Origin of the sequence: uncultured Chitinophaga sp. (genome assembly GCF_937874145.1) — a bacterium.
GTDB lineage: Bacteria > Bacteroidota > Bacteroidia > Chitinophagales > Chitinophagaceae > Chitinophaga.
In genome coordinates, this window is the sequence record NZ_CALNBI010000097.1 from 1 (window position 1) to 19748 (window position 19748).

Consider the following 19748-nt stretch of genomic DNA (forward strand, 5'->3'; position numbering starts at 1 on the left):
GGCAACTTAAAATTGCCACCCAGATCACCAATCGTGATTCGCAGGCGGTAGAAAAATACCTCCAGGAAATCTCGAAGATCCCTTTGTTAACTCCAGAGGAAGAGACGATACTGGCCCAACGTATTAAAATGGGGGACCAGCGCGCTCTCGAAAGATTAACGACCGGGAACCTCCGGTTCGTTGTATCCGTCGCCAAACAATATCAGCACCAGGGCTTAAGCCTCAGCGACCTCATTAATGAAGGCAATTTAGGGTTGATCAAAGCGGCACAACGGTTCGACGAAACCAAGGGTTTCAAGTTCATCTCTTACGCCGTATGGTGGATCCGCCAGTCCATCCTGCAGGCTTTGGCAGAGCAAGGCCGCCTGGTCCGCCTGCCGCAAAACAAAATCGGCACTTACAACAAAGCGAATAAAGCCTACATGGCATTCGAACAGGAAAACGAACGCGAGCCCTCTACCGAGGAACTGGCCGAAATCCTGGAAATGTCCGAATCGGAGATCAACAATATCTTCCAGAGCAATACCCGCCACATGTCTCTCGACGCTCCCGTTCACGAAGCGGAAGACGTAGCCATGGGCGACCTCCTGGAAGGTGGCGACGTGACGGACGACGATGTGATGCAGGACTCGCTCCGGGAAGAAATCCGCCGCGTGCTCAAATCCCTGAGCCCCCGCGAAGCGGAAATCGTGAACGCATATTTTGGTCTGGATGGTGAAAATGGAGCAACGATCGAACAGATAGGACAGAAGTATGATTTGACGAAAGAACGTATCCGCCAAATCAAGGAAAGGGCCATCAAACGCCTGCAGAAAGCCCGCTACAGCGGCGCACTGAAATCCTACCTGGGGTAATCGAAACAACATCTGATTAATTGATTCTGGGATAAAAGCATCCCGCCTATGATTGGCGGGATGCTTTTTTTATGCCCCATAGACAACAGTTATAGGCGCATAGACGCCTTTCATACCATCCGATTCGAAATTCTCCTTCCAACCCTTTATTTTTGCAATCTTATGCGAAAGGCATCTTTTACACTGATCCTTATCTCCATGATAAGTTCAGCCTGTGAAAAGGAACAGACAGGACAGCAACAAGGCCCCAACCTCCCCGTAGTGGAAGGCATTATCGAAGAAAACGGCTACCCCATGGTGGTGCTCACCCGCAACCAGGCCTATTTCTCCGGTAGTACCACTTCCAATGACGATGGAAATTGGATCGGGGATGCCGTGATCTACGTGTCCAACGGCCCGCAAACCCAGCAGCTCCGGGAATACCGGCTGACGGACGCCGCCGGCCGCGCTTTCAGGGCCTACACCGTAGACACCGCCCGGCTGCGCGACGCCTTTCGCGGAGAAACAGGGAAGAGCTACACCCTCACGATCGAATCGGAAGGGAAAAAACTCACCGCCATCACCACCATCCCGGCACGCAGCTTACAGCTCGACTCCGCCTGGTGGGCCCCCGGAAAAGCCGGGATCATGGCAAGACTGACAGGCAGCACCGGCCAACAGGCCTACGCCCGGTACTTCACGGCCCGCAAGGGGGAAGACTACCGGCCGGGCATGCACCCGCTTTCGTCACGCTCCGGCACTTTCGATCTCCAGCTCGCTGAGGGCCCGGGAACGGCCGCCGGCGACTACGGAAAGGGAGACACCGTGCTGCTGAAGTTCTGTAACGTCGACCACCGGACCTACGACTTCTGGTTCAGCGCCGGCAGGGCCTGGGCGGAAGGAATGGATCCCCTGGGGCCGGGAGCCCGCGCAACCGGTAACGTCTCCGGCGCACTGGGGTACTGGGGCGGGTACAGCGTAACATATGAAAGGATCATCATCCCTAAATAATCGAAATCAAAACCAAACCAACCAACAAGCAGAAAACAACAGCATGGAAAACAACACTAACCAGGAACATGCACATGTTCTGATCATCGGCTCCGGCCCCGCAGGGTACACCGCAGCCATCTATGCCGCCAGGGCGAACCTGAAGCCCGTCCTCTACCAGGGTATCCAGCCCGGAGGCCAGCTCACCATCACCACCGAAGTGGAAAACTATCCCGGCTACCCCGAAGGTATCCAGGGCCCCGAGATGATGGTGGACTTCGAAAAACAAGCCGCCCGCATGGGTGCAGACATCCGCTATGGCATGGCCACTTCCGTGGATTTCTCCTCCCATCCCTTCAAAGTCGTAATCGACGAAGAAAAGACGCTCACCGCAGACGCGATCATCATAGCCACCGGCGCCTCCGCCAAATGGCTGGGCCTGCCTTCCGAACAGCGCCTTAACGGCAGCGGCGTTTCCGCCTGCGCCGTGTGCGACGGATTCTTCTTCCGCGGAAAAGAAGCGGCCATCGTTGGCGCGGGAGATACCGCGGCCGAAGAAGCCCTCTATCTCTCTAAAATCTGTTCCAACGTGCACATGCTCGTTCGCCGGCACGAAATGAGAGCCTCCAAGGTAATGCAGGACCGCGTCCTCAAAACCTCCAACATCATGGTATACTGGAACACCGAAACCCTCGAGGTAACCGGTGAAAATAAAGTGGACGGCGTTCGTGTACTCAACACCAAAACCAACGAGGAGAAGAAGATTCCCATCGACGCATTCTTCGTTGCCATCGGCCACCAGCCCAACTCCGGCATCTTCGCCGGCCAGCTGGACATGGACGAGCAAGGATACATCAAAACCATCCCCGGCACCACCAAAACCAGTGTGGAAGGCGTTTTTGCCTGCGGCGACGTACAGGATAAAAACTACCGTCAGGCCGTTACGGCCGCCGGCAGCGGCTGCATGGCCGCACTCGATGCGGAACGCTACCTCTCCGCGAAAGGACATTAATCGAACATACCGAAGGGCCGGCCGCGCGCCGGCCCTTTTTTAATTTGTGCATATGCTGACCATTGCGCTGGAAAGCGTCCGCTTCTTCGCCCATCACGGGTTTTATGAGGAAGAAAGGATCATCGGCAACCATTTCCTGCTCGACGTGCTCGTGCAGCTTCCCGAGCCGGAACACCCTTCGCACCTGGCGGAGTCGGTGAATTACGAGGCGTTGTTTTCCATTTCGAAGGAAGTGATGGAAGTGCCGCAGGCATTGCTGGAACAGGTGGTGCATGACATTTCCGAGAAAGTGAAGGCACGTTTTCCGGTCATCCGTTATTCGAAAGTGACGTTGCGGAAGCAGGCGCCCCCCTTCGGAGGGGACCTGGCCTGGTCCTGCGTGGCGCTGGAGAAACAATACTGAGCCGCACGATGTTATAGTTGCTGGCCGCCTGTGTAGAAAGCGTACCATGTATGTGGCCGGGCGGATAAAATGTGTATTTTTGGGAACCTGTTAAATTCGTTCCTATGCTTAAGAAAACCTTTTTACTATGCTGCGCCTCCATGCTGGCGCTTGCCACGCTCGGGCAGTCGGTCGAGGAATCCCTCGCCCAGGCTAAACAACTGACCCTGCAGATGAAGGAAACCGAAGCGCTGCAACAATACAAAGACATCCTCCAGGCCGATCCCGGCAACGTCACCGCCCTCAACCAGAGCAGCTTAATCTGTAGCCGTGAAGGCGCCCGCCAGAAAGACAAAGCCGCGAAGATGGAATGGTTCAACAATGCGAAGATCTTCGCCTACGAAGCCATGAAAGTGGACGTCGAGAACCCCGAGTCCAATTACGCCATGGCGCTCGCCTGGGCCCGCATCGCGCAGATTTCCGGCGCCAAAGAGAAAGTGGCCGCCGCCAAAGAGGTAAAGAAATACGTAGACCTGGCCCTTAAATTCAAACCCGATTACGGCGAAGCCTTCCACCTGCTCGGCAAATGGAACTTCGATATCTATAATCTCAGTTCCATCGAGAAAGCCGCCGCCAAAGTGCTTTTCGGCGGCATGCCCTCCGCTTCGCTGGAAGAGGCCATCGCCAATTACGAGAAATGCCGGCAGCTTACGCCCTCCTTCATTCTCAATTATTTAGACCTCGCCCTCGCCCTGCGGCAGAACAACGAGGAAACCCAGGCGATGGAAATCCTCAACAAAGCCATCCGCCTGCGGCCCATTTACCAGGACGATCCCGGTTACAAAGCTGAAGTCAAAAAGCTCCTGGATGACATGCAGTAAGCCCTAGGCCAGCTGCTTGCCTTTCCATCTGCCGCTTTTCAAATACCACCAGGCCAGCGAGCCCATGGTTGTCCAGTAAACGAACTCCGCGCCCCAGGCCCAGTGGAGGGCGCTGCGCATCTTTTCTATCACCACGAAGCAATACACCAGGTATACACCCACGGCGGCTATTTCGATGCCCAGGTTCACCCGCGTGTTGCCGGTTCCCGTTACCCCGTTGAACACTACGGCGGTGACGGCCGTCAGCAGCATCACCAGCGTGCACACGTGCATGGAGGGTATGGCGTCGGCCATAAGCGTAATGTCCGTCGTATAGATGCGGAGCCAGAGATACGGGAAAATATTGATCAGCACGCATAACGCGGTGGAGCAGATGACGGAAAGCACCGCGATCTTGCGTACCATCGGCATCACCTCGCTCTCGCGGCCCTGGCCGATAAGGTTGCTGACCATGGTGTTGCAGGCAGATCCCAGCGCCCAGGTGAAGATGCCGAACAGCCCGAATATGCTGCGCATCATATTGGAAATCGCCAGGGGGCGCTGCCCGAGGTGCTCGATAAAGATGAAGAATATCAGCCAGCTCCCGATGCTGAACAGGTATTGCACGACCAGGGGAGCGGATATGATGAGAATGCTGCGGCAACCCTTCCAGTCGGGTTTCAACCTTTCAAAAAGCTGGTATCTGACATTGAATTTGCCGATCAGCAACAATCCCCACGCCGAGGTAAAGCCCGCGATTTCCGCCAGTATAGAAGCCCAGGCGGCGCCGTTTAGCCCCAGGGCAGGCATGCCCAGCTTGCCGAAGATCAGTCCGTAGTCGAACACGATATTGGTCACCTCCTGGAACAGGGAAATGGTAATCAGCAGCCGCGTATTGCCTGTTCCGATATATAATGAGGTGCAAAGCCGCATGAGCATCAGGAAGGGGAGCCCCCAGATCCGGATCTGCGTGAATTCGGACGCCGCTTCCACAATGTGCGGGTCGTGCAGGCTGGCGCGGAAGAATGCCGGCGCGAAGGCCTGTGTGATGAGGATCCCCAGGAACGACATGCCCATCGACAGCACCAGCCCGTTACTGAAGATCGGTCCCATGGCGCCGAGATTCTGTTCGCCCGTGCGCCGGGCAAACATCACCTGCATCCCGTTGGTAAGACCGTACGAGATCATGTAAATTACCAGGGTATAAATACCCGCGATCCCGTTCACGGCAATGGGGAATTCGCCCAGGTGGCCGAGAAAGGCGGCATTGGTGAGGTGATTGATCTGGGGGAGGATCAGGGAAAGACATATGGGGCCGGCGATCCTGATGATCTGCCTGTTCGAAACTTCTACTTGCATAAAAAAACCGTAAAAACCGGGCAAAAATAACGGTTTGGCGTGCGGCGCCAAGGAATTAATGACGAAAACGATTCCTCAGGGGCCTCTGCGGGTCATCTTGCGGGCCTGAACGTCCGTGGTTCTCAACATTTTTGACTATTATTGTGCGGAATAACTGACAGACAATGCCCGTGGCATATACCATACAACCCACCTACGCGATAGACGACGCGACGTTGCTGGAAACAGACCTCACCACCTGCACCCTGCTGGTGATGATCGGTTCCGGCACATTCAGCTATGCCGTGCTCGCGCCCCTGCAGCGCAAGTTCCTGGCCCTGAAAAGCTACAGCTACCAGCCCAGGACCGTTGCCATGGCTGATCTCGAAATGATCGAACAGATCTTCGATGCCGACAGGCTGCTGTTCACCGCCTTTAAAAAGGTGCTGCTCGCCTTCTCTTCAGCCGACAATACCCTCGTGCCCCGCGAATTTTACCAGCAGCAACTCCGGAAGGATTACCTGCAGGCCGCGCTGCCGCACAAGACGCAGGACGCCGTGCTGACGGACGAAATCGCCGAACTGGGGCTGGTGAACGTGTTTTCGGTGGACAAGGATATGCTGGGTTTCCTGCGTAAGGAGTTCTCCACCGACGACGTGGCCCATGCCCACACCGCGCTGCTGAAAGGCTACCGCCAGGATGCGGACCATGCCGCTGCAGAAGGCATCGCGTATGCGGAAATACAGGCGCAGCATTTTACATTGACCATCTACGCCGGGGGGAAGTTGCTTATGCAGCACCAATACGCCCACCGCGGAGGGCTCGATATCGTATATTATACCGTCAACAGCCTTCGCCAGCTGGGGCTCAGCGAATTGCAGGCCCGTATCAAGCTGGGCGGCGCGCTGACGAAGGATTCGCAGGTGTTCCAGGAGCTGAGCAGGTTTTTGCCGAGGATTGAATGGGTACACCGGCCCGACGGTTTTCTGTACATCCCGAAGATGATCGACATGCCGTCGCATCAATTCTTTAATCTTTACGCCCTGGCGTTATGCGTATAATCGGGGGCGCGCTCGGCGGGCGCCGCATCCACCCGCCTGCGAATATGCCGCATACCCGGCCTACAACAGACATCGCCAAGGGCGGGCTTTTCAATATCATCGAAAACAATCTCGACATCACCACCCTGCGTTGCCTCGAACTCTTCGGCGGCACCGGCAGTATCACGTTCGAACTGGCCTCCCGCGGGGCAACGAACCTGACGGTGGTGGAGAAAGATAATACCATGGCAGGTTTTATCGCCAAAACGGCCGCAGGGCTGGGCGTGGAACCGCAGATCGTAAAGATGGATGCGTTCCGTTACCTGCAACAGACCGGGATCCCTTTCGATTTCATCTTTGCAGATCCGCCCTATGAACTGGGTAACATGGAAGAACTGCCGAAGCTCGTTTTCAGCCAGTGCTGGTTGAAGGAAGAAGGATGGTTTGTGCTGGAGCATACGCGGAGAAACGATTTCCGTCATTTTCCCTATTTCCGCGCGGAGCGGCATTACGGCACCACGATTTTTACCATTTTCATCAACCGGGAGGAGCTGAAAACCCCTGCCGGCGCATAACGCAAACCATATGCAAAGAATCGCTCTATTCCCGGGTACCTTCGATCCTGTAACATTGGGACACACCGATATCATCGACCGGGCGCTGCCGCTTTTCGATAAACTCGTCATCGGCATCGGCGTCAATTCCGGGAAAGTACCTATGTTTTCGGTAGAACAACGCGTGGAATGGCTGCGCGAAATTTATAAAGACCAGCCTACGGTGGAAGTGACGTCGTACGAAGGGCTGACGGTCAATTTCTGCAAACAGATCGGTGCGAAATTCATCCTGCGCGGCATCCGCTACGTGGCTGATTTTGAATACGAAAAGGCCATTGCCGACATCAACCGCAAAATGGAACATGAAGTGGAAACCATCTTCCTGACCTGTTCCCCGGAATTCTCCACCATCGCCAGCACGCTCGTGCGCGACGTGATCCGCAACGGCGGCGACGCTGCGCAGTTCCTGCCGGAAGCCGTGTCTTCCTCCCTGCAATATTCCAAACTTTCGTAATAAAACTTTGGCTATGAAACCCATCTGGTTCTCGCTGGATATTTCCCTGGATCAATTGAACGAAAATGGCCGCAAAACCATGGGCGAGTGGGTAGGCATGGAGTTTACCGAGATCGGGCCCGATTACCTGCGGGCCATGATGCCGGTGGATCACCGTACGATTCAGCCCTATGGATTGTTGCACGGCGGCGCGTCGGCTGCATTGGCGGAAACCGTTGGCAGCGTAGCTTCCGCGCTCATCATCGATCCCGAAAAGCAGATTTGCGTAGGGCAGGAAATCAATGCCAATCACCTCCGCGGCGTTAGGGAAGGATATGTGCATGCCATCGCGAAGCCCCTGCATATCGGCTCGAGCTCGCATGTGTGGGATATCCGCATCACCGACGATCAGCATAAACTGATTTGCGTAAGCCGGCTCACGGTGGCCGTACTGGCTAAAAAAGAGAAGAAGGCGGAATAGGTTACTTTTCCGCCAGCAGGTATTGCATTCTCGCGATCACATCGTGCTGCATGACGCGAAACCCCGCGCCAGTTAGCATTTCTTTCACAAAATCCGCTCCCATCCGCAGTTTCCGGTAACTGCTCACTTTCTGAATCCATTCCCCGTTGGATTTCTCCAGCAACTGGTCGTACACCCGCACAGATCCCGGCGCATATTCCAGGAAGCAGGTGTGGATCCGGTTATCGTCTGCCTTAATCGGGATGAATCGCTGCTCGCCGAACAATTCTTCCGTCAGATCCCGGAACGACAAAGCCAGCCTGCCGCCTGCGGGTAACAGCGCAAACCATTGCCCGATAAGGGTTTTGACCGTTTCTACGCTTTCCAGGTGCGTCAGGGTGTCGCCCATGCAGGTGATCAGTTCGGCTTCCGTGGCGTATTGCGGAACGTCTTTCAGGTTTGCGAGCACGGTGCGGATGGGCAGGTTTTTCGCACGGGCATTCAGTTCGGAAAGCAGGTGCTGGTTGAAGTCCACCGCAAACACGGTAAACCCCAACTTCGCCAGGGACACGGATTGCAATCCGTGCCCGGCCCCCAGGTCGATGGCTGTCTTATTGCCGCGCGGAAGCACCCCGCGGGAGGCAAACCAGTCCTGCTGCTCCTGCTGCTTCGTCTCAAAATTGCCCGACATCCAGGCGTAGAAGGCGGCGAGGTGGTTTTCGTAATGGGATTGAACGCTCATAAGTTATGTATGTGCGGCGTATCCGGCCTTGGTGAGCACGTCCACGATGTTTTGATAAGAATACGGCATATACCGGGCGATGTGCTCGGGCTTGATCCACTGGATGTCCATAATGTCTTCTTCGATCTGGGGGATGGTGAGCTCGTTGCCGAAGAAGTGCATGCGGTACCAGTAGCTATGCTTGAGAATGTTTTTGCCTTTGAGGCTGTAGTAATGGAAGGTTTCGGTGATGAGGCGCCCGAGGGTTACGTTTTTCAGGCCGGTTTCTTCCTGGACTTCGCGAAGTGCGCAGGCTTCGAGGGTTTCGCCGTCGTCCTGCTTGCCTTTGGGAAGGTCCCATTTGCCGCGGCGGAACATGAGCAGGATGTCTCCCGCTTCGTTGGTGACCAGTCCGCCGGCTGCAACGAGTACGGTGAAGTGGCTTTTCACCTGTTCCAGGAGTGTTTCCGGTTCGCCGCTGCGGATAACCACGGCCGGGAGCTGGTTCTTTTCCAGCAGTGCGATGGTTTGGGCCACTTCGGCGGCGGAAGGGTTGAACAGGGTGGTGGCGCCGGTAAATTCCGGCTGGAGGGAAGTTTGAAGGCCGGCAATGATGAGCGGGCGTTCATTAATATATATATGAATCGGTGTTTCCATGCCGCAAAAATAATCCTTTGCATTATTCATCGTACTTTTGCGCCGTTATGAGTAATGTCAGCGAAAAACAGGTAGCAGAGAAGCTGCTCCAGATTCAAGCCGTAAAACTGAGTCCTGCCCAGCCTTTTACCTGGGCTTCGGGCTGGAAGTCCCCGATTTATTGCGACAACCGCAAGGTATTGTCTTATCCGTATGTGCGGGACTACATCAAATCCGAGCTTAGCAACATCGTGTTCGAGACCTGGCCGGAAGCTGCCGTGATCGCGGGCGTAGCTACGGCGGGCATCCCGCATGGCGCGCTGGTAGCGGATCAGCTGAAACTGCCTTTCATTTATGTGCGTTCCAAGCCGAAAGAGCATGGAATGGGCAACCAGATCGAAGGGGTATTGCAGCCGGGTCAACCGGTGGTAGTGGTGGAAGACCTGATCTCCACCGGCAAAAGCAGCCTCGAGGCCGTACAGGCGATCCGCGCCGCAGGCGGGGAGGTGATCGGTATGGTGTCGATCTTTAATTATGGGTTCGACGTGGCGGTGAAAGCATTCGAATCGGCCGGCGTAACGTTCAAATCCCTGAGTAATTACAACGCCCTGATCGAGCTGGCGGTGGAAAAAGGCCAGGTTGGTCCGGACGAGCAGGCTACTTTACAAGCCTGGCGCACGGCTCCCGATGTATGGGGGAAGTAGGCGATATATTGCGATGAAATCGTATATTGTGAGAGATTAAAAACAATTCATCCTATGCGTATCATTAAAATGGTACTGGTACTGCTGCTGGCAGCAACCGGTTCGGCGATGGCCCAGGCGAAGAAAGGAACGCTGGCAACGGCAAAAATCAAGGTGCCGAGCGTTCAGTGCAATATGTGTAAAGACGCGATCCAGCGGTATTTTCTGAAAGAGGAAGGGGTTAAGTCCATGGTGGTGGACGTGAAGAAAAAGGAAGCAACGGTGAAATATTACACCGACCGCACCAATATTGAGAATATCAAAACCGCCATTGCGAACGTAGGCTATGATGCGGATGACGTGACGGCCAATGAGGATTCTTACAACGACCTCCCCAAGTGCTGCAAGAAGCCGGAAGACGGCGGCGGCCCCGTTCAGAAGAAACAATAGTAAAACGACAGATAATTGTAGACCGCTCCGGCTTGCCGGGGCGGTTTTTTTATGTCCGGGAATATGGGAATCGGGCGGTGGACAGAATGGTTTTACTTCCAATGCCTGGGGGAATTTCGTTTTGAATGATGGCTTTTTCGAATTTGGTGAGCTGGGGGAGCACTGCGAAAATGTGCAAATAGTACCAGCATGGGGGCCAAGTGAAGTGGGCGTTTTGGGCATTCACGAGAACTGGCGACGGAATTTTTGACGACCCATGACCGCCTATCTTTTGAAGGATTATTGCGTAAAAGATTCGATGTTGCGGAAACCCGCAGGTTTAGATGGCGTCTTTAGCGTCTCAGTGTGAAGGATGTTGAAAGGGCAGAAGAGCCAGAATTGGTGATTTCGTGGAGGTGGAAAATTGCGTTGTATTGCCCCCAGGACCCAGATTCCCTGAACCAAAATGGTGAATATGTGTGTGGCACAAATGCCCCTGTCGATCATATTCGGTGCAAAAAAAATGAACGGATTTAGCCAGTGAGTAAGGATGCTGAAAACAGGCAATCCGTGAAAAGTACAATTTTAAAACCCTGGGCTTTGATGCCACCAAAGGGGATTTTTAGATTTTCGAAGAAGGATCCGGATGATAAAATTGGCGAAGTATGCCTCCGGATTTTTGAGATTAACCCGCCAAATGTTGCGGGATTAAAACACATCGGCATCACGAAATCTCCCCGTCTTGCTGAAAAAAGGCCGGCAATGTGCCCCCTTTTATATACAGTTTTTGCGGATTTGAAATGGGGAAAAGGGGAATATTGGACGGAAATTTCCCGTCCGGATCCTGGTCGAAATTGTAAAACTGCTTATCGTTCTGACAGAAATTCGCTGTTCCCATTAGCTGCGAAAACTAAAAAAGCCATCCCGAAAGATGGCTTTAATTATTGTAAGTTGCTCGGGGTTGATGATAAGCCCGATCAGAAAAAGTCGAATTTCTGTTTGGTTTCGCATCGGATCGGGAAGGGAACAAAGACCCCTTTTTTGCCGACTTTGCAATTTCCGGCGGCTTTGATGGTGACCTCTTTGTTCGCCAAAACGCCGAGCATATTCTTAAATACGTTCCCCATTTCGACTTGCAGCTTGACGGGAAAATAGAAAGTATCGCGGGCCGGGATATCGATCAGGGTGTCCTGGAAAGAGTGGCCGACTTTCGTATCATCCAAAAAAACGTCGAATTCGGCGTCTTTCAACCGGAGCGAAAAATTGTTCGGGTTGTAATAGGCGAGCTCGATTTTAACGGTGCTTTTTGAAAAACTCAAATTCTCCATATCAAAACTGGCGACCCGGACAAACTCGAGGTCTTTCATTTTTCCACATGCGCTGACCCCTCCCCAAATGACAAGGATCATAATATACCAGGTAACCTGCTTCATGAACGGCGTTTGAAAATTCGTTCCAAACCTACGACAAATCCTTCCAAAAATTAAGTTAAAAACGCGCCGGCGGGAAGGCTGGGAGCGGTCTTTCTATTTGAAATTTTACTTTAAGCGGAACGGGCCAAAAATCAGTCATTTTTTAGACTAATATCTTTAGTATTTTTGTTGACTTTTAACATTTTACGTGAAATGGGCGATTGCTAATATTAATAGCATATTTATTTAAATTCTATGACCTGTTAATCAAGAATTTAAAGTGCATTAACAAAAGCTTTTTATTTAATTGTAAGCGACCATTTTCTATTGATTCACACTACCGAAAAATGAAAACGGACAGTATGGCAGAACAAGGCACAAGCAGAATACTATTGATTGAAAGTCAATATTTTCCGAACATTAACTTTTATAAAACTTTAATTGAAAGCGAAAAAGTGCGTTTTGAGCGCATGGAGCACTACCAGAAGGTGAGTTTTCGGAATCGTTGCTACATCGCGGGGCCTAACGGGAAGATCCTTTTGAGCGTTCCGCTCGTGAAAGGAAAAAATCAGCGGACCGTGATGAAGGATGTCCGGATTTCGAACCAGGAACCCTGGCAGTCACTCCACTGGAAAACCCTCACTTCTGCCTACCGCCGTTCCCCGTGGTTCGAATATTTCGAACCGGAACTGGAAGCTTTATATGAAAAGGAATTTGAATATCTGCTCGACTGGAACATGGCCTGCTTCGAATTTGCCAACCGCGCCCTCGGCTTCGAACCCGTCGTGGAAATGACGGATACCTTTAATAAGGACTACAGTGCCGACCCCTCCATCCTGGATCTGCGCGATAAGATGCAGCCAGGCAAGGAGCCGGAAAACGCACCGGCTTACACCCAGGTTTTTGGGGAAAGGACCGGCTTTTTGCCGAACCTTAGCATCCTCGATCTGTTATTTTGTGAAGGGAAAAGGGGTTTGGAGATATTGAAATGATAATGAGGCGATTGTAAAAGAATCGTCAACCCAGGCCCCAAAGTGTGGGAAACGCCCGGAGTAGCTCAAAATATGCTTTATATAAAGCGGTTTAATGGGTTGTCGGACAGCCAATTAGTGCGGTTGTCTTCCATTCATAAAAAAGAAAAAAATTTTTTGGAAATCCATTCGAACAAAATAGTAGATTTGCATCCAATTTTGCTGGGGAAACGACTTACGTAGGTGTATAAACCAGAAGTTTCCAGCTCATTTATACTGTATTAATTTTTTGACCTTAGAAATTCATTCACAGAATTAAATGAACAACACCTACACGGACCTGGTTAACCAGACTTTCGAGTTCCCGCAGGAGGGTTTCGAGGTGAAGGAGAACAACCTTATTTTTAACGGGTTGGATATCCGGGCGTTGATTGACAAGTACGGAACTCCCTTTAAGTTGACCTATCTCCCTAAAATCGGGATGCAGGTTAACAGGGCTAAAAAGATGTTCCAGGATGCGATTAAGAAGAACAAATATGATGGCAATTATTACTATTGCTATTGTACCAAAAGTTCCCACTTTTCGTTCATCATGGAAGAAACCCTCAAGCAAGGGGTGCACATCGAAACATCGTTCGCTTACGACATAGACATAATTAACAAGCTCTATGAACGTAAGAAGATCACCAAGGAAACCAATGTGATCTGCAACGGGTATAAAACAAAAACTTATACCCGGGCCATCGCCAAGCTGATCAACAGCGGTTTCAAAAACGTGATCCCGGTGCTCGACAACAAGGAGGAACTGGAGGATTATTCCAAATTCGTGCGGACCAAAGATCCCGTTAAACTGGGTATCCGGATCGCGGCCGAGGAAGAGCCCACCTTTGATTTTTACACCTCCCGCCTCGGCATCGCCAAAAGCGACATCCTCGAATATTACGTGGACAAGCTGAAAGGAAATCCGAAGTTCGAACTGAAGATGCTCCACTTCTTTATGAACAAGGGCATCAAAGACGATATATTTTACTGGAGCCAGTTCAACAAGGTGTTGAACCTCTATTGCCAGCTGAAGAAGATCTGTCCGGAACTGGAGAGCATCAACCTCGGCGGCGGCTTCCCGATCAAGCACTCCCTCGGGTTCGACTACGATTATGCGTACATCGTAAACGAAATCGTAGCCAACATCAAGAGCGTGTGCAAAAAGAATAAAGTACCAGTGCCGGATATCTACACGGAGTTCGGTTCATTCACGGTAGGCGAGAGCGGGGCAGTGATTTATTCAGTGCTCGGCGAAAAGCAGCAGAACGACCGCGAAGCCTGGTACATGATCGACAGCTCTTTCATTACGACCCTCCCGGACACCTGGGGCATAGGCGAAAAGTTCCTCATGCTGCCCATTAACAAATGGGACCAGGAATACCAGGAAGTGCACCTCGGTGGGCTCACCTGCGACGGCTATGATTTCTACACTTCGGAAGAGCACATCAACGCCGTGTTCCTCCCGAAGCTCACCGGCGAACAGGAACCCTTGTATATCGGGTTCTTCCACACCGGTGCCTACCAGGATCAGCTGAGCGGTTACGGTGGTATCAAACACTGCCTCATCCCGTCGCCCAAGCACGTGGTCGTAGGCTATGACAAAAACGGACAATTAAAAGATTGGTTATACGCTAAGGAGCAAACCTCCCAAAGCATGCTTAAAATTTTGGGTTATTAAAAATATGGGTTAGTAATCCACTTAAAAACCCCTCGGTTCTCCGAGGGGTTTCGCTTTTTTAGCCCTCCCGGCAGAAATCCGACCGCTCGTCCATTTTATACCCGGCGTTGCCGGCCGGCCTTCGTAAATTAAGGTAGCTTTATCGCCGCTCTTTCCGCCTTTCGTTTAAACGGACAACGCCATAAAACAAATAGGCTCTCCAGCGGGAGAGCCTATAATTTCATAGGATAGATTGATCCAACATTCATAGCGTTAGGGATGAAATGGAATATTCATGGCATAAGGTAAAAAGGAACATTTCAAGGTATGAGGGATCTGGAACATTTTCGGTATAGGTGGCAATAGGTTACGATGGATTTACTATTATCAAAATTATATCCCGCTCTCTCCCTGGCAAATACCATTTAGTTGTATCTTTTAACAACTTTTTTGCAAGAAATACGTTACAGCAGTTTTTTAAACCTCAAAAACCATGTGTCAACAGACAAAAAACAACCCCATGCCGTTCCGGCGAATTTTCTTCTTGATAATTTTGTTAATATGTTCTTTCCGTGTATCCGCGCAGGATTCGGAGGCTGAAGCGGTAAAAACCGTGATCAGGCAACTGTTTGAAGGGATGAAGCGTGGCGATAGCGCGATGGTAAAGGCTGTATTCCTTCCAAACGCCATTCTCCACACCGCGGGAACGACCAAAACCGGTGAAATGAAACTGGTTTCCGGAGATGTTAACGGGTTTGTAACAGCCGTAGGCGCGCCTCACACGTCCGTGTGGGATGAGCGGATCACCTTCGGGCAGGTTTTGGTCGACGGTCCGCTCGCCAGCGTATGGACGCCGTACCAATTTTACCTTGGCGAAAAGTTCAGTCATTGCGGGGTGAACAGCTTCCAGCTGTTCAAATCGCCGGAGGGCTGGAAGATCACGTACCTCATTGATACGCGGAGGAAGGAGCACTGTTTATAACGAATCCGGCAACCGGCTGGGGCCGTCCAGGTAATGGAGGGCGGAGTCGCATTGTTTTTCGATCTCGGTAAACCGGGCGTCGACCAGGTCGGTATTGCCATCCAGGAAATCGGATTTGCCTGAGCGGCTGAGCCCTTTTACGAGCATGAACTGCTTGATCAGGTTCTGGTTCACCAGGGCGGAGAACTCCTGCTGCTGCTGGAGCGCCTGTTGGCGCTGCAGTTGGAAAATGTTCCGGAAGTAAACGCCCCAGACGCGCAGCACGATCATAAAGTATCCCAGCATGAGGAAAGGCGTGGCCACGTAGCGGTCCATGGTGGAGTAAGTAGGCGGGAAGCTGATGTGGATATGATCGAGCTTCACCCAGGCCACGAGCCCCAGGTACAAAAAGAGCAACCCCATGAGCGAAAGCGACGCCCGCAGGCTTACGGCGAAATAGCCGAGCATGCAGGCCATCAGCCAGGGAATAGCATAAATGGGGGATATGTCCATGTCGTTCATGAACGAACAGGCCATCGGGATGAGTAATGTAAAGAGCGCGGCCATGGAGCCCGGCAGCGCGTGCGGCGCCCCCGTCATCATAATCGCTCCGCAAAAAACGAACGAAAAGGCAAATGATGCCGTGATGATGAGGTTGGGGATGTCCTGCAGGAACGCCAGCGCCACCGAAATGGGCACCAGCATGAGGGTGTAGAAGAAGATGTAATCGAAGACCATACGGATCCTTGCCTGCTCATAAGGGCAGGCCGATTTGCGTATAAGCTTTCCCGTGACCATTCCGCACACAGCGTTGTAAATGGCAGAAGACAGAGTCGATATGCTGCTGTTGTTACCTGACATAAAAAGGGGCTTGCAATAAATAGCTCATTCACAAGGTAGTAGGAATTCACAATTTGGCTATGGAACGTTTGTGGTAGATTACGCGCGGCAAAAAGGAAGGGCCGCCTTAGACAAGGCGGCCCTCTTTACTGTTGTATTTGTATTATGAATTCAAATCACAACAAATCGCAACTATTCCTAACCCTTATGCAACTATAATTTCTTTTACGGTTTCCTGTGCGGCCTCTTTTTTAGGCAGGGTCAGGTGCAGTACGCCGTTTTCGTATTTCGCGTTGATCTTTGCGGCTTCCACTTTTTCGTCCAGCGTGAAGGAGCGGGAGAAGGAGCGGAAACTGAATTCGCGGCGAAGGTGTTTTTCGTTTTCGTCTTTGGACTCGGTTTTCTTTTCCGCGCTGATCGTCAGCGTGGGGCCGTCGATTTTCACTTTGAAATCGTCTTTGGCGAAACCGGGGGCTACCACTTCCAGGCTGTAGCCGTCTTTCGTTTCCGAGATGTTCACCGGGGCGTAAGATGCGCCGAAGAAGTCGGAGGTGGCGAAATCCTTGTTCAGGAATTTACCGTTCAATAATTCGTCTACGAGGCCATGAAAGGTTTTTGCGGGTTGATTGAATTTTACGAGTGTCATAGTGTTTATCCTTTTATGCGTTAAACCATTTTGTTTTTTCGGTTATGCTACCTACAAATCAAATCAGGTACCAATGCCAATAATCGGTAAAAACGCCAGTTTTGGGGTAGATGGATCGGTTAAAATGTCAGCTTAATTGTATGTTTGATGACATAATGTCAAAAATAATGAATTAATTGAAGTATCTCGATATATTACTAACTTTGTGGAAACTCATAAATATTATATTATGTACCCTGCGGAACTCGTGATGCCGATGAAGGCAGAATTAACAGATAATGGATTCCAGGAAATGCTTTCGCCCGATAAGGTGGAAGACGTTTTGAAACAGGAAGGCACCACCCTGGTGGTGATCAATTCCGTTTGCGGATGCTCCGCCGGTACCGCCCGCCCGGGCGTACTGATGGCAGTTGCCGCCAGCGAGAAGAAGCCGGACAGGCTCGCCACTTCCTTTGCCGGTTTCGACAAAGATGCTGTGCAGCAAATCCGTACGCACCTGTTGCCCTATCCTCCGTCTTCTCCCTCTATCGCGCTTTTTAAAGACGGCCAGCTGGTACACTTCATTGAGCGCCACATGATCGAAGGCCGTTCGGCCCAGATGATCGCCACCAACCTGGTAGCGGCGTTTGACGAGTACTGCTAATCGTTTGTTGTATTCCGTTACATGGTTTTTTGAACCTGTTAATGGGAATATCATATTTGAAATGTAACTTGGTGGTTTGATTTCCTGTCCGGATATCAAATCACCATTTTTTTCGCCTATGTATCCTAATTTATATTACGCATTCAGGGACCTCTTCGGGATAGAGTGGCCGTGGCTTAAAGTAGTACAGACATTCGGTTTCTTCGTGGCCCTGGCCTTCCTGGCCGCCGCCTATGTGCTCACGTCGGAACTCCGCCGGCGCGAGAAGCTGGGTTTGCTGCAGCCCGTGGAAGAAACCATTACCGAAGGCAAGCCTGCTTCCGTAGGGGAGATGGTGATGCGCGCCATCATCGGTTTTATCATTGGTTTTAAAATATTCGGCCTGTTCGGGCAGACCGCCGATTTCCGCGATTATTTATTGTCGGCAGACGGCAGCTTCATTGGCGGTATCATCGTAGCCGCCGCGATGGCTTACCAGATATATTATGAAAAGAAGAAGAAAGCACTGCCAACGCCGAAGCAGGTGAAGGTGATGGTATGGCCGCACCAGCGCGTGCCCGACTTCACCATCCAGGCGGCCGTGGCCGGTTTGATCGGCGCCAAGATCTTCCACAACCTGGAAAACCTGGACGAATTCGCCGCGGATCCCTGGGGCTCACTGTTTTCCGCCAGCGGGCTCACCTTTTACGGAGGGCTTATCCTGGCGGCTTACGTGATCATCCGCTATGCTTCCAAAAAACAGATCAACTGGAAACACCTGGTCGACAGCGCCGCGCCCGCCCTCATGCTCGCCTACGCGATCGGCAGGATGGGTTGCCAGTTCTCCGGCGACGGCGACTGGGGCATCAATAACAGCGCCTACGTTACCAATGCCGCCGGTAAACTGGAGCAGGTGTCGCTCGCGCAATACCAGGAAACCCTGCAGCGGGAATCCGACTTTTTTGTCCGTCATTTCCATTCGATCGAAAACGTTCCGCATAAATATTACCCCAAACCCGAATCGCTCAGCTGGCTGCCCGACTGGTTTGTAGTATATAACTATCCTCACAACGTGGTGAACGACGGCGTGAAGCTGCCCGGTTGCGAAGGAGAGTATTGTAATGCGCTTCCGGTTGGCGTTTTCCCGACACCGTTATATGAGATCATCGTGTGCGGTGCGTTCTTCCTCGTGCTGATGGGCATTCGCCGGAAAGTGACTACGCCCGGTGTGATTTTCGGCATTTACCTCATTTTAAATGGAGTGGAGCGGTTTTTTGTAGAGAAAATCCGCGTCAACACGAAATATGAAAACTGGCCGTTCCAGCCCACGCAGGCAGAACTGATTTCCACGTTGCTGGTAATCGGCGGCGCCGTGCTGATCTGGTACGCTTATAAGTCAAAACCCAATACAAATCCTTCCTGATGCAACGCCATCCAAAACTCATACCGCTGTCGCACGAGCATAAGACTTTGCTGTTCCTTTGCCGTTATCTGAAAAAAGATGCCGCCGAGTATGAAGGTTACCCGCTCGACACTGCATCCAAAATGCAGCATATGGTCAGGGTTTTCCAGGAAACGATGGTAGGGCATATCCAGAAGGAAGACCACCTGTTCGAGCAATGCCGGGGTTTTGTACCGGAACTGGACGAGATGATCGACGAACTGGCGGAAGAGCACCGGGTGATTTCCGGGATGTACAGCGCGCTGGTGGATAGTCCTGACCTGGTGGAAGGCATGGACCAGATCGCCCGGGCGCTCGAAGCGCACATCCGGAAGGAGGAGCGGCTGGTGTTCGGCAAAATGCAGGACCTGCTGCCCGACGTGATCGAGAACCTGCGTTTGCCGGAGGGCGAGCAGGAGCAATAAGCAAATCTAAATCCCTAATACCAAATGAAAACTGTTACCCTGGCGGTCGCCTTTATGGCGTTACTCACCGTCCCCACCTACGCCCAGCTTGATACGAGCGGTCCCCGCGCATCTGAATCCACCGAAGCAGTAACGGAGGAAGCAGAGATGAGCGAGGCCGAGGTCCGGCAATGGCGCGATTCCGTCAACGCAACTTTCAAATACCAGACCGGCACGGTGAAACTGATGCATGGCGTTGTGATCGAAGTGCCCAAAGGCTTCCGCTATCTCGACATCCCGCAGAGCCATCGTGTGCTGGAG

The 19748-nt window shown here is 52.1% G+C and carries 24 protein-coding genes; 18 read left to right on the top strand and 6 right to left on the bottom strand.

The annotated features are described in order from the left end of the window. The 5 genes from Q0510_RS04220 to Q0510_RS04240 form a co-directional block, all read left to right on the top strand. A partial coding sequence (locus Q0510_RS04220; RefSeq protein ID WP_298708551.1) for an RNA polymerase sigma factor RpoD/SigA occupies positions 1–854 on the top strand: 854 nt, incomplete at its 5' end. Positions 855–1052: 198 nt separating this feature from the next. Beyond that, positions 1053–1844, top strand: a complete 792-nt coding sequence (locus tag Q0510_RS04225; RefSeq protein ID WP_298708553.1) for a DUF4249 family protein — start codon at positions 1053–1055, stop codon at positions 1842–1844. A 43-nt stretch (positions 1845–1887) separates the two neighbouring features. Beyond that, on the top strand, positions 1888–2835 hold the full coding sequence (trxB, locus tag Q0510_RS04230; RefSeq protein ID WP_298708555.1) for a thioredoxin-disulfide reductase: 948 nt from the start codon (positions 1888–1890) through the stop codon (positions 2833–2835). A 52-nt stretch (positions 2836–2887) separates the two neighbouring features. Beyond that, positions 2888–3238 (top strand): dihydroneopterin aldolase, encoded by a 351-nt coding sequence (locus Q0510_RS04235; protein WP_298708556.1) that lies wholly within the window; start codon positions 2888–2890, stop codon positions 3236–3238. Between the two features lie 104 nt (positions 3239–3342). Beyond that, positions 3343–4098: a hypothetical protein gene (locus Q0510_RS04240; RefSeq protein ID WP_298708557.1), complete on the top strand. Its 756-nt coding sequence runs from the start codon at positions 3343–3345 to the stop codon at positions 4096–4098. A gap of 3 nt (positions 4099–4101) precedes the next feature. Here the strand turns inward: Q0510_RS04240 and Q0510_RS04245 are convergent, their stop codons facing one another. Then, positions 4102–5436 carry an MATE family efflux transporter gene (locus Q0510_RS04245; protein ID WP_298708559.1) on the bottom strand — a complete coding sequence of 445 codons (1335 nt, stop codon included), beginning with the start codon at positions 5434–5436 and terminating at the stop codon, positions 4102–4104. Between the two features lie 164 nt (positions 5437–5600). Between Q0510_RS04245 and Q0510_RS04250 the strand changes: the two genes are divergently transcribed. Genes Q0510_RS04250 through Q0510_RS04265 form a run of 4 tightly spaced genes read left to right on the top strand, consistent with a single transcriptional unit; the run spans position 5601 to position 7983 of the window. Then, on the top strand, positions 5601–6476 hold the full coding sequence (locus tag Q0510_RS04250; protein ID WP_298708561.1) for a DUF3822 family protein: 876 nt from the start codon (positions 5601–5603) through the stop codon (positions 6474–6476). After that, entirely contained in the window at positions 6467–7030 is a 564-nt protein-coding gene (locus Q0510_RS04255) for an RsmD family RNA methyltransferase (RefSeq protein ID WP_298708563.1), read from the top strand. Before Q0510_RS04250 ends, Q0510_RS04255 begins: the two co-directional genes overlap by 10 nt. Before the next feature lie 10 nt (positions 7031–7040). After that, the gene (coaD, locus tag Q0510_RS04260; RefSeq protein WP_298708564.1) at positions 7041–7523 is read left to right on the top strand and encodes a pantetheine-phosphate adenylyltransferase; all 483 of its coding nucleotides are present in this window, start codon (positions 7041–7043) and stop codon (positions 7521–7523) included. A gap of 13 nt (positions 7524–7536) precedes the next feature. Continuing rightward, complete coding sequence (locus Q0510_RS04265; RefSeq protein WP_298708566.1) at positions 7537–7983, top strand: hotdog fold thioesterase; 447 nt, start codon at positions 7537–7539, stop codon at positions 7981–7983. Position 7984: 1 nt separating this feature from the next. Here Q0510_RS04265 and Q0510_RS04270 read toward each other — a convergent pair whose 3' ends face one another. Both Q0510_RS04270 and Q0510_RS04275 read right to left on the bottom strand, forming a co-directional pair. Continuing rightward, on the bottom strand, positions 7985–8704 hold the full coding sequence (locus Q0510_RS04270; RefSeq protein ID WP_298708567.1) for a methyltransferase domain-containing protein: 720 nt from the start codon (positions 8702–8704) through the stop codon (positions 7985–7987). 3 nt (positions 8705–8707) lie between these two features. Next, complete coding sequence (locus Q0510_RS04275; RefSeq protein WP_298708568.1) at positions 8708–9340, bottom strand: NUDIX domain-containing protein; 633 nt, start codon at positions 9338–9340, stop codon at positions 8708–8710. Positions 9341–9387: 47 nt separating this feature from the next. On the opposite strand from Q0510_RS04275, the gene pyrE reads away from it, so the two are divergent. Both pyrE and Q0510_RS04285 read left to right on the top strand, forming a co-directional pair. Then, positions 9388–10023 carry an orotate phosphoribosyltransferase gene (gene pyrE / locus Q0510_RS04280; protein WP_298708570.1) on the top strand — a complete coding sequence of 212 codons (636 nt, stop codon included), beginning with the start codon at positions 9388–9390 and terminating at the stop codon, positions 10021–10023. 54 nt (positions 10024–10077) lie between these two features. Further along, a complete protein-coding gene (locus Q0510_RS04285; protein WP_298708572.1) occupies positions 10078–10452 on the top strand; it encodes a cation transporter in 375 nt (124 codons plus the stop codon). Between the two features lie 956 nt (positions 10453–11408). Here Q0510_RS04285 and Q0510_RS04290 read toward each other — a convergent pair. Beyond that, positions 11409–11864 (bottom strand): LEA type 2 family protein, encoded by a 456-nt coding sequence (locus tag Q0510_RS04290; RefSeq protein ID WP_298708574.1) that lies wholly within the window; start codon positions 11862–11864, stop codon positions 11409–11411. 341 nt (positions 11865–12205) lie between these two features. Here Q0510_RS04290 and Q0510_RS04295 point away from each other — a divergent pair, with 341 nt between their 5' ends. From Q0510_RS04295 to Q0510_RS04305, 3 genes are all read left to right on the top strand, one after another. After that, positions 12206–12835, top strand: coding sequence for a WbqC family protein (locus Q0510_RS04295; RefSeq protein WP_298708576.1), 630 nt, complete (start codon positions 12206–12208; stop codon positions 12833–12835). Positions 12836–13133: 298 nt separating this feature from the next. Beyond that, positions 13134–14534 carry an arginine decarboxylase gene (locus Q0510_RS04300; protein ID WP_298708577.1) on the top strand — a complete coding sequence of 467 codons (1401 nt, stop codon included), beginning with the start codon at positions 13134–13136 and terminating at the stop codon, positions 14532–14534. Positions 14535–15033: 499 nt separating this feature from the next. Further along, positions 15034–15495 (top strand): nuclear transport factor 2 family protein, encoded by a 462-nt coding sequence (locus tag Q0510_RS04305; protein WP_298708589.1) that lies wholly within the window; start codon positions 15034–15036, stop codon positions 15493–15495. Here the strand turns inward: Q0510_RS04305 and Q0510_RS04310 are convergent. Together Q0510_RS04310 and Q0510_RS04315 are read right to left on the bottom strand one after the other, a co-directional pair. Beyond that, positions 15490–16272, bottom strand: coding sequence for a hypothetical protein (locus Q0510_RS04310; protein WP_298708579.1), 783 nt, complete (start codon positions 16270–16272; stop codon positions 15490–15492). The genes Q0510_RS04305 and Q0510_RS04310 overlap by 6 nt on opposite strands. Positions 16273–16519: 247 nt before the next feature. Continuing rightward, positions 16520–16960, bottom strand: coding sequence for an Hsp20/alpha crystallin family protein (locus Q0510_RS04315; RefSeq protein ID WP_298708581.1), 441 nt, complete (start codon positions 16958–16960; stop codon positions 16520–16522). A 229-nt stretch (positions 16961–17189) separates the two neighbouring features. Between Q0510_RS04315 and Q0510_RS04320 the strand changes: the two genes are divergently transcribed. The 4 genes from Q0510_RS04320 to Q0510_RS04335 all read left to right on the top strand — a co-directional run. Then, complete coding sequence (locus Q0510_RS04320; protein ID WP_298708583.1) at positions 17190–17603, top strand: BrxA/BrxB family bacilliredoxin; 414 nt, start codon at positions 17190–17192, stop codon at positions 17601–17603. Positions 17604–17721: 118 nt separating this feature from the next. Further along, positions 17722–19005: a prolipoprotein diacylglyceryl transferase family protein gene (locus tag Q0510_RS04325; protein WP_298708585.1), complete on the top strand. Its 1284-nt coding sequence runs from the start codon at positions 17722–17724 to the stop codon at positions 19003–19005. Then, positions 19005–19448, top strand: coding sequence for a hemerythrin domain-containing protein (locus Q0510_RS04330; RefSeq protein ID WP_298708587.1), 444 nt, complete (start codon positions 19005–19007; stop codon positions 19446–19448). The genes Q0510_RS04325 and Q0510_RS04330 overlap by 1 nt, the downstream gene beginning before the upstream one ends. 24 nt (positions 19449–19472) lie before the next feature. Beyond that, positions 19473–19748: hypothetical protein (locus Q0510_RS04335; protein WP_298708588.1), on the top strand; the 276-nt coding region annotated here is incomplete at its 3' end.

What these genes read in the sequence shown, in the direction of transcription:
- Q0510_RS04225 (WP_298708553.1), top strand. Translation starts at nt 1,053, where the DNA reads ATGATAAGTTCAGCCTGTGAAAAGGAACAGACAGGACAGCAACAAGGC.
- trxB (WP_298708555.1), top strand. Translation starts at nt 1,888, where the DNA reads ATGGAAAACAACACTAACCAGGAACATGCACATGTTCTGATCATCGGC.
- Q0510_RS04235 (WP_298708556.1), top strand. Translation starts at nt 2,888, where the DNA reads ATGCTGACCATTGCGCTGGAAAGCGTCCGCTTCTTCGCCCATCACGGG.
- Q0510_RS04240 (WP_298708557.1), top strand. Translation starts at nt 3,343, where the DNA reads ATGCTTAAGAAAACCTTTTTACTATGCTGCGCCTCCATGCTGGCGCTT.
- Q0510_RS04245 (WP_298708559.1), bottom strand. Translation starts at nt 5,436, where the DNA reads ATGCAAGTAGAAGTTTCGAACAGGCAGATCATCAGGATCGCCGGCCCC.
- Q0510_RS04250 (WP_298708561.1), top strand. Translation starts at nt 5,601, where the DNA reads ATGCCCGTGGCATATACCATACAACCCACCTACGCGATAGACGACGCG.
- Q0510_RS04255 (WP_298708563.1), top strand. Translation starts at nt 6,467, where the DNA reads ATGCGTATAATCGGGGGCGCGCTCGGCGGGCGCCGCATCCACCCGCCT.
- coaD (WP_298708564.1), top strand. Translation starts at nt 7,041, where the DNA reads ATGCAAAGAATCGCTCTATTCCCGGGTACCTTCGATCCTGTAACATTG.
- Q0510_RS04265 (WP_298708566.1), top strand. Translation starts at nt 7,537, where the DNA reads ATGAAACCCATCTGGTTCTCGCTGGATATTTCCCTGGATCAATTGAAC.
- Q0510_RS04270 (WP_298708567.1), bottom strand. Translation starts at nt 8,704, where the DNA reads ATGAGCGTTCAATCCCATTACGAAAACCACCTCGCCGCCTTCTACGCC.
- Q0510_RS04275 (WP_298708568.1), bottom strand. Translation starts at nt 9,340, where the DNA reads ATGGAAACACCGATTCATATATATATTAATGAACGCCCGCTCATCATT.
- pyrE (WP_298708570.1), top strand. Translation starts at nt 9,388, where the DNA reads ATGAGTAATGTCAGCGAAAAACAGGTAGCAGAGAAGCTGCTCCAGATT.
- Q0510_RS04285 (WP_298708572.1), top strand. Translation starts at nt 10,078, where the DNA reads ATGCGTATCATTAAAATGGTACTGGTACTGCTGCTGGCAGCAACCGGT.
- Q0510_RS04290 (WP_298708574.1), bottom strand. Translation starts at nt 11,864, where the DNA reads ATGAAGCAGGTTACCTGGTATATTATGATCCTTGTCATTTGGGGAGGG.
- Q0510_RS04295 (WP_298708576.1), top strand. Translation starts at nt 12,206, where the DNA reads ATGGCAGAACAAGGCACAAGCAGAATACTATTGATTGAAAGTCAATAT.
- Q0510_RS04300 (WP_298708577.1), top strand. Translation starts at nt 13,134, where the DNA reads ATGAACAACACCTACACGGACCTGGTTAACCAGACTTTCGAGTTCCCG.
- Q0510_RS04305 (WP_298708589.1), top strand. Translation starts at nt 15,034, where the DNA reads ATGCCGTTCCGGCGAATTTTCTTCTTGATAATTTTGTTAATATGTTCT.
- Q0510_RS04310 (WP_298708579.1), bottom strand. Translation starts at nt 16,272, where the DNA reads ATGGTCACGGGAAAGCTTATACGCAAATCGGCCTGCCCTTATGAGCAG.
- Q0510_RS04315 (WP_298708581.1), bottom strand. Translation starts at nt 16,960, where the DNA reads ATGACACTCGTAAAATTCAATCAACCCGCAAAAACCTTTCATGGCCTC.
- Q0510_RS04320 (WP_298708583.1), top strand. Translation starts at nt 17,190, where the DNA reads ATGTACCCTGCGGAACTCGTGATGCCGATGAAGGCAGAATTAACAGAT.
- Q0510_RS04325 (WP_298708585.1), top strand. Translation starts at nt 17,722, where the DNA reads ATGTATCCTAATTTATATTACGCATTCAGGGACCTCTTCGGGATAGAG.
- Q0510_RS04330 (WP_298708587.1), top strand. Translation starts at nt 19,005, where the DNA reads ATGCAACGCCATCCAAAACTCATACCGCTGTCGCACGAGCATAAGACT.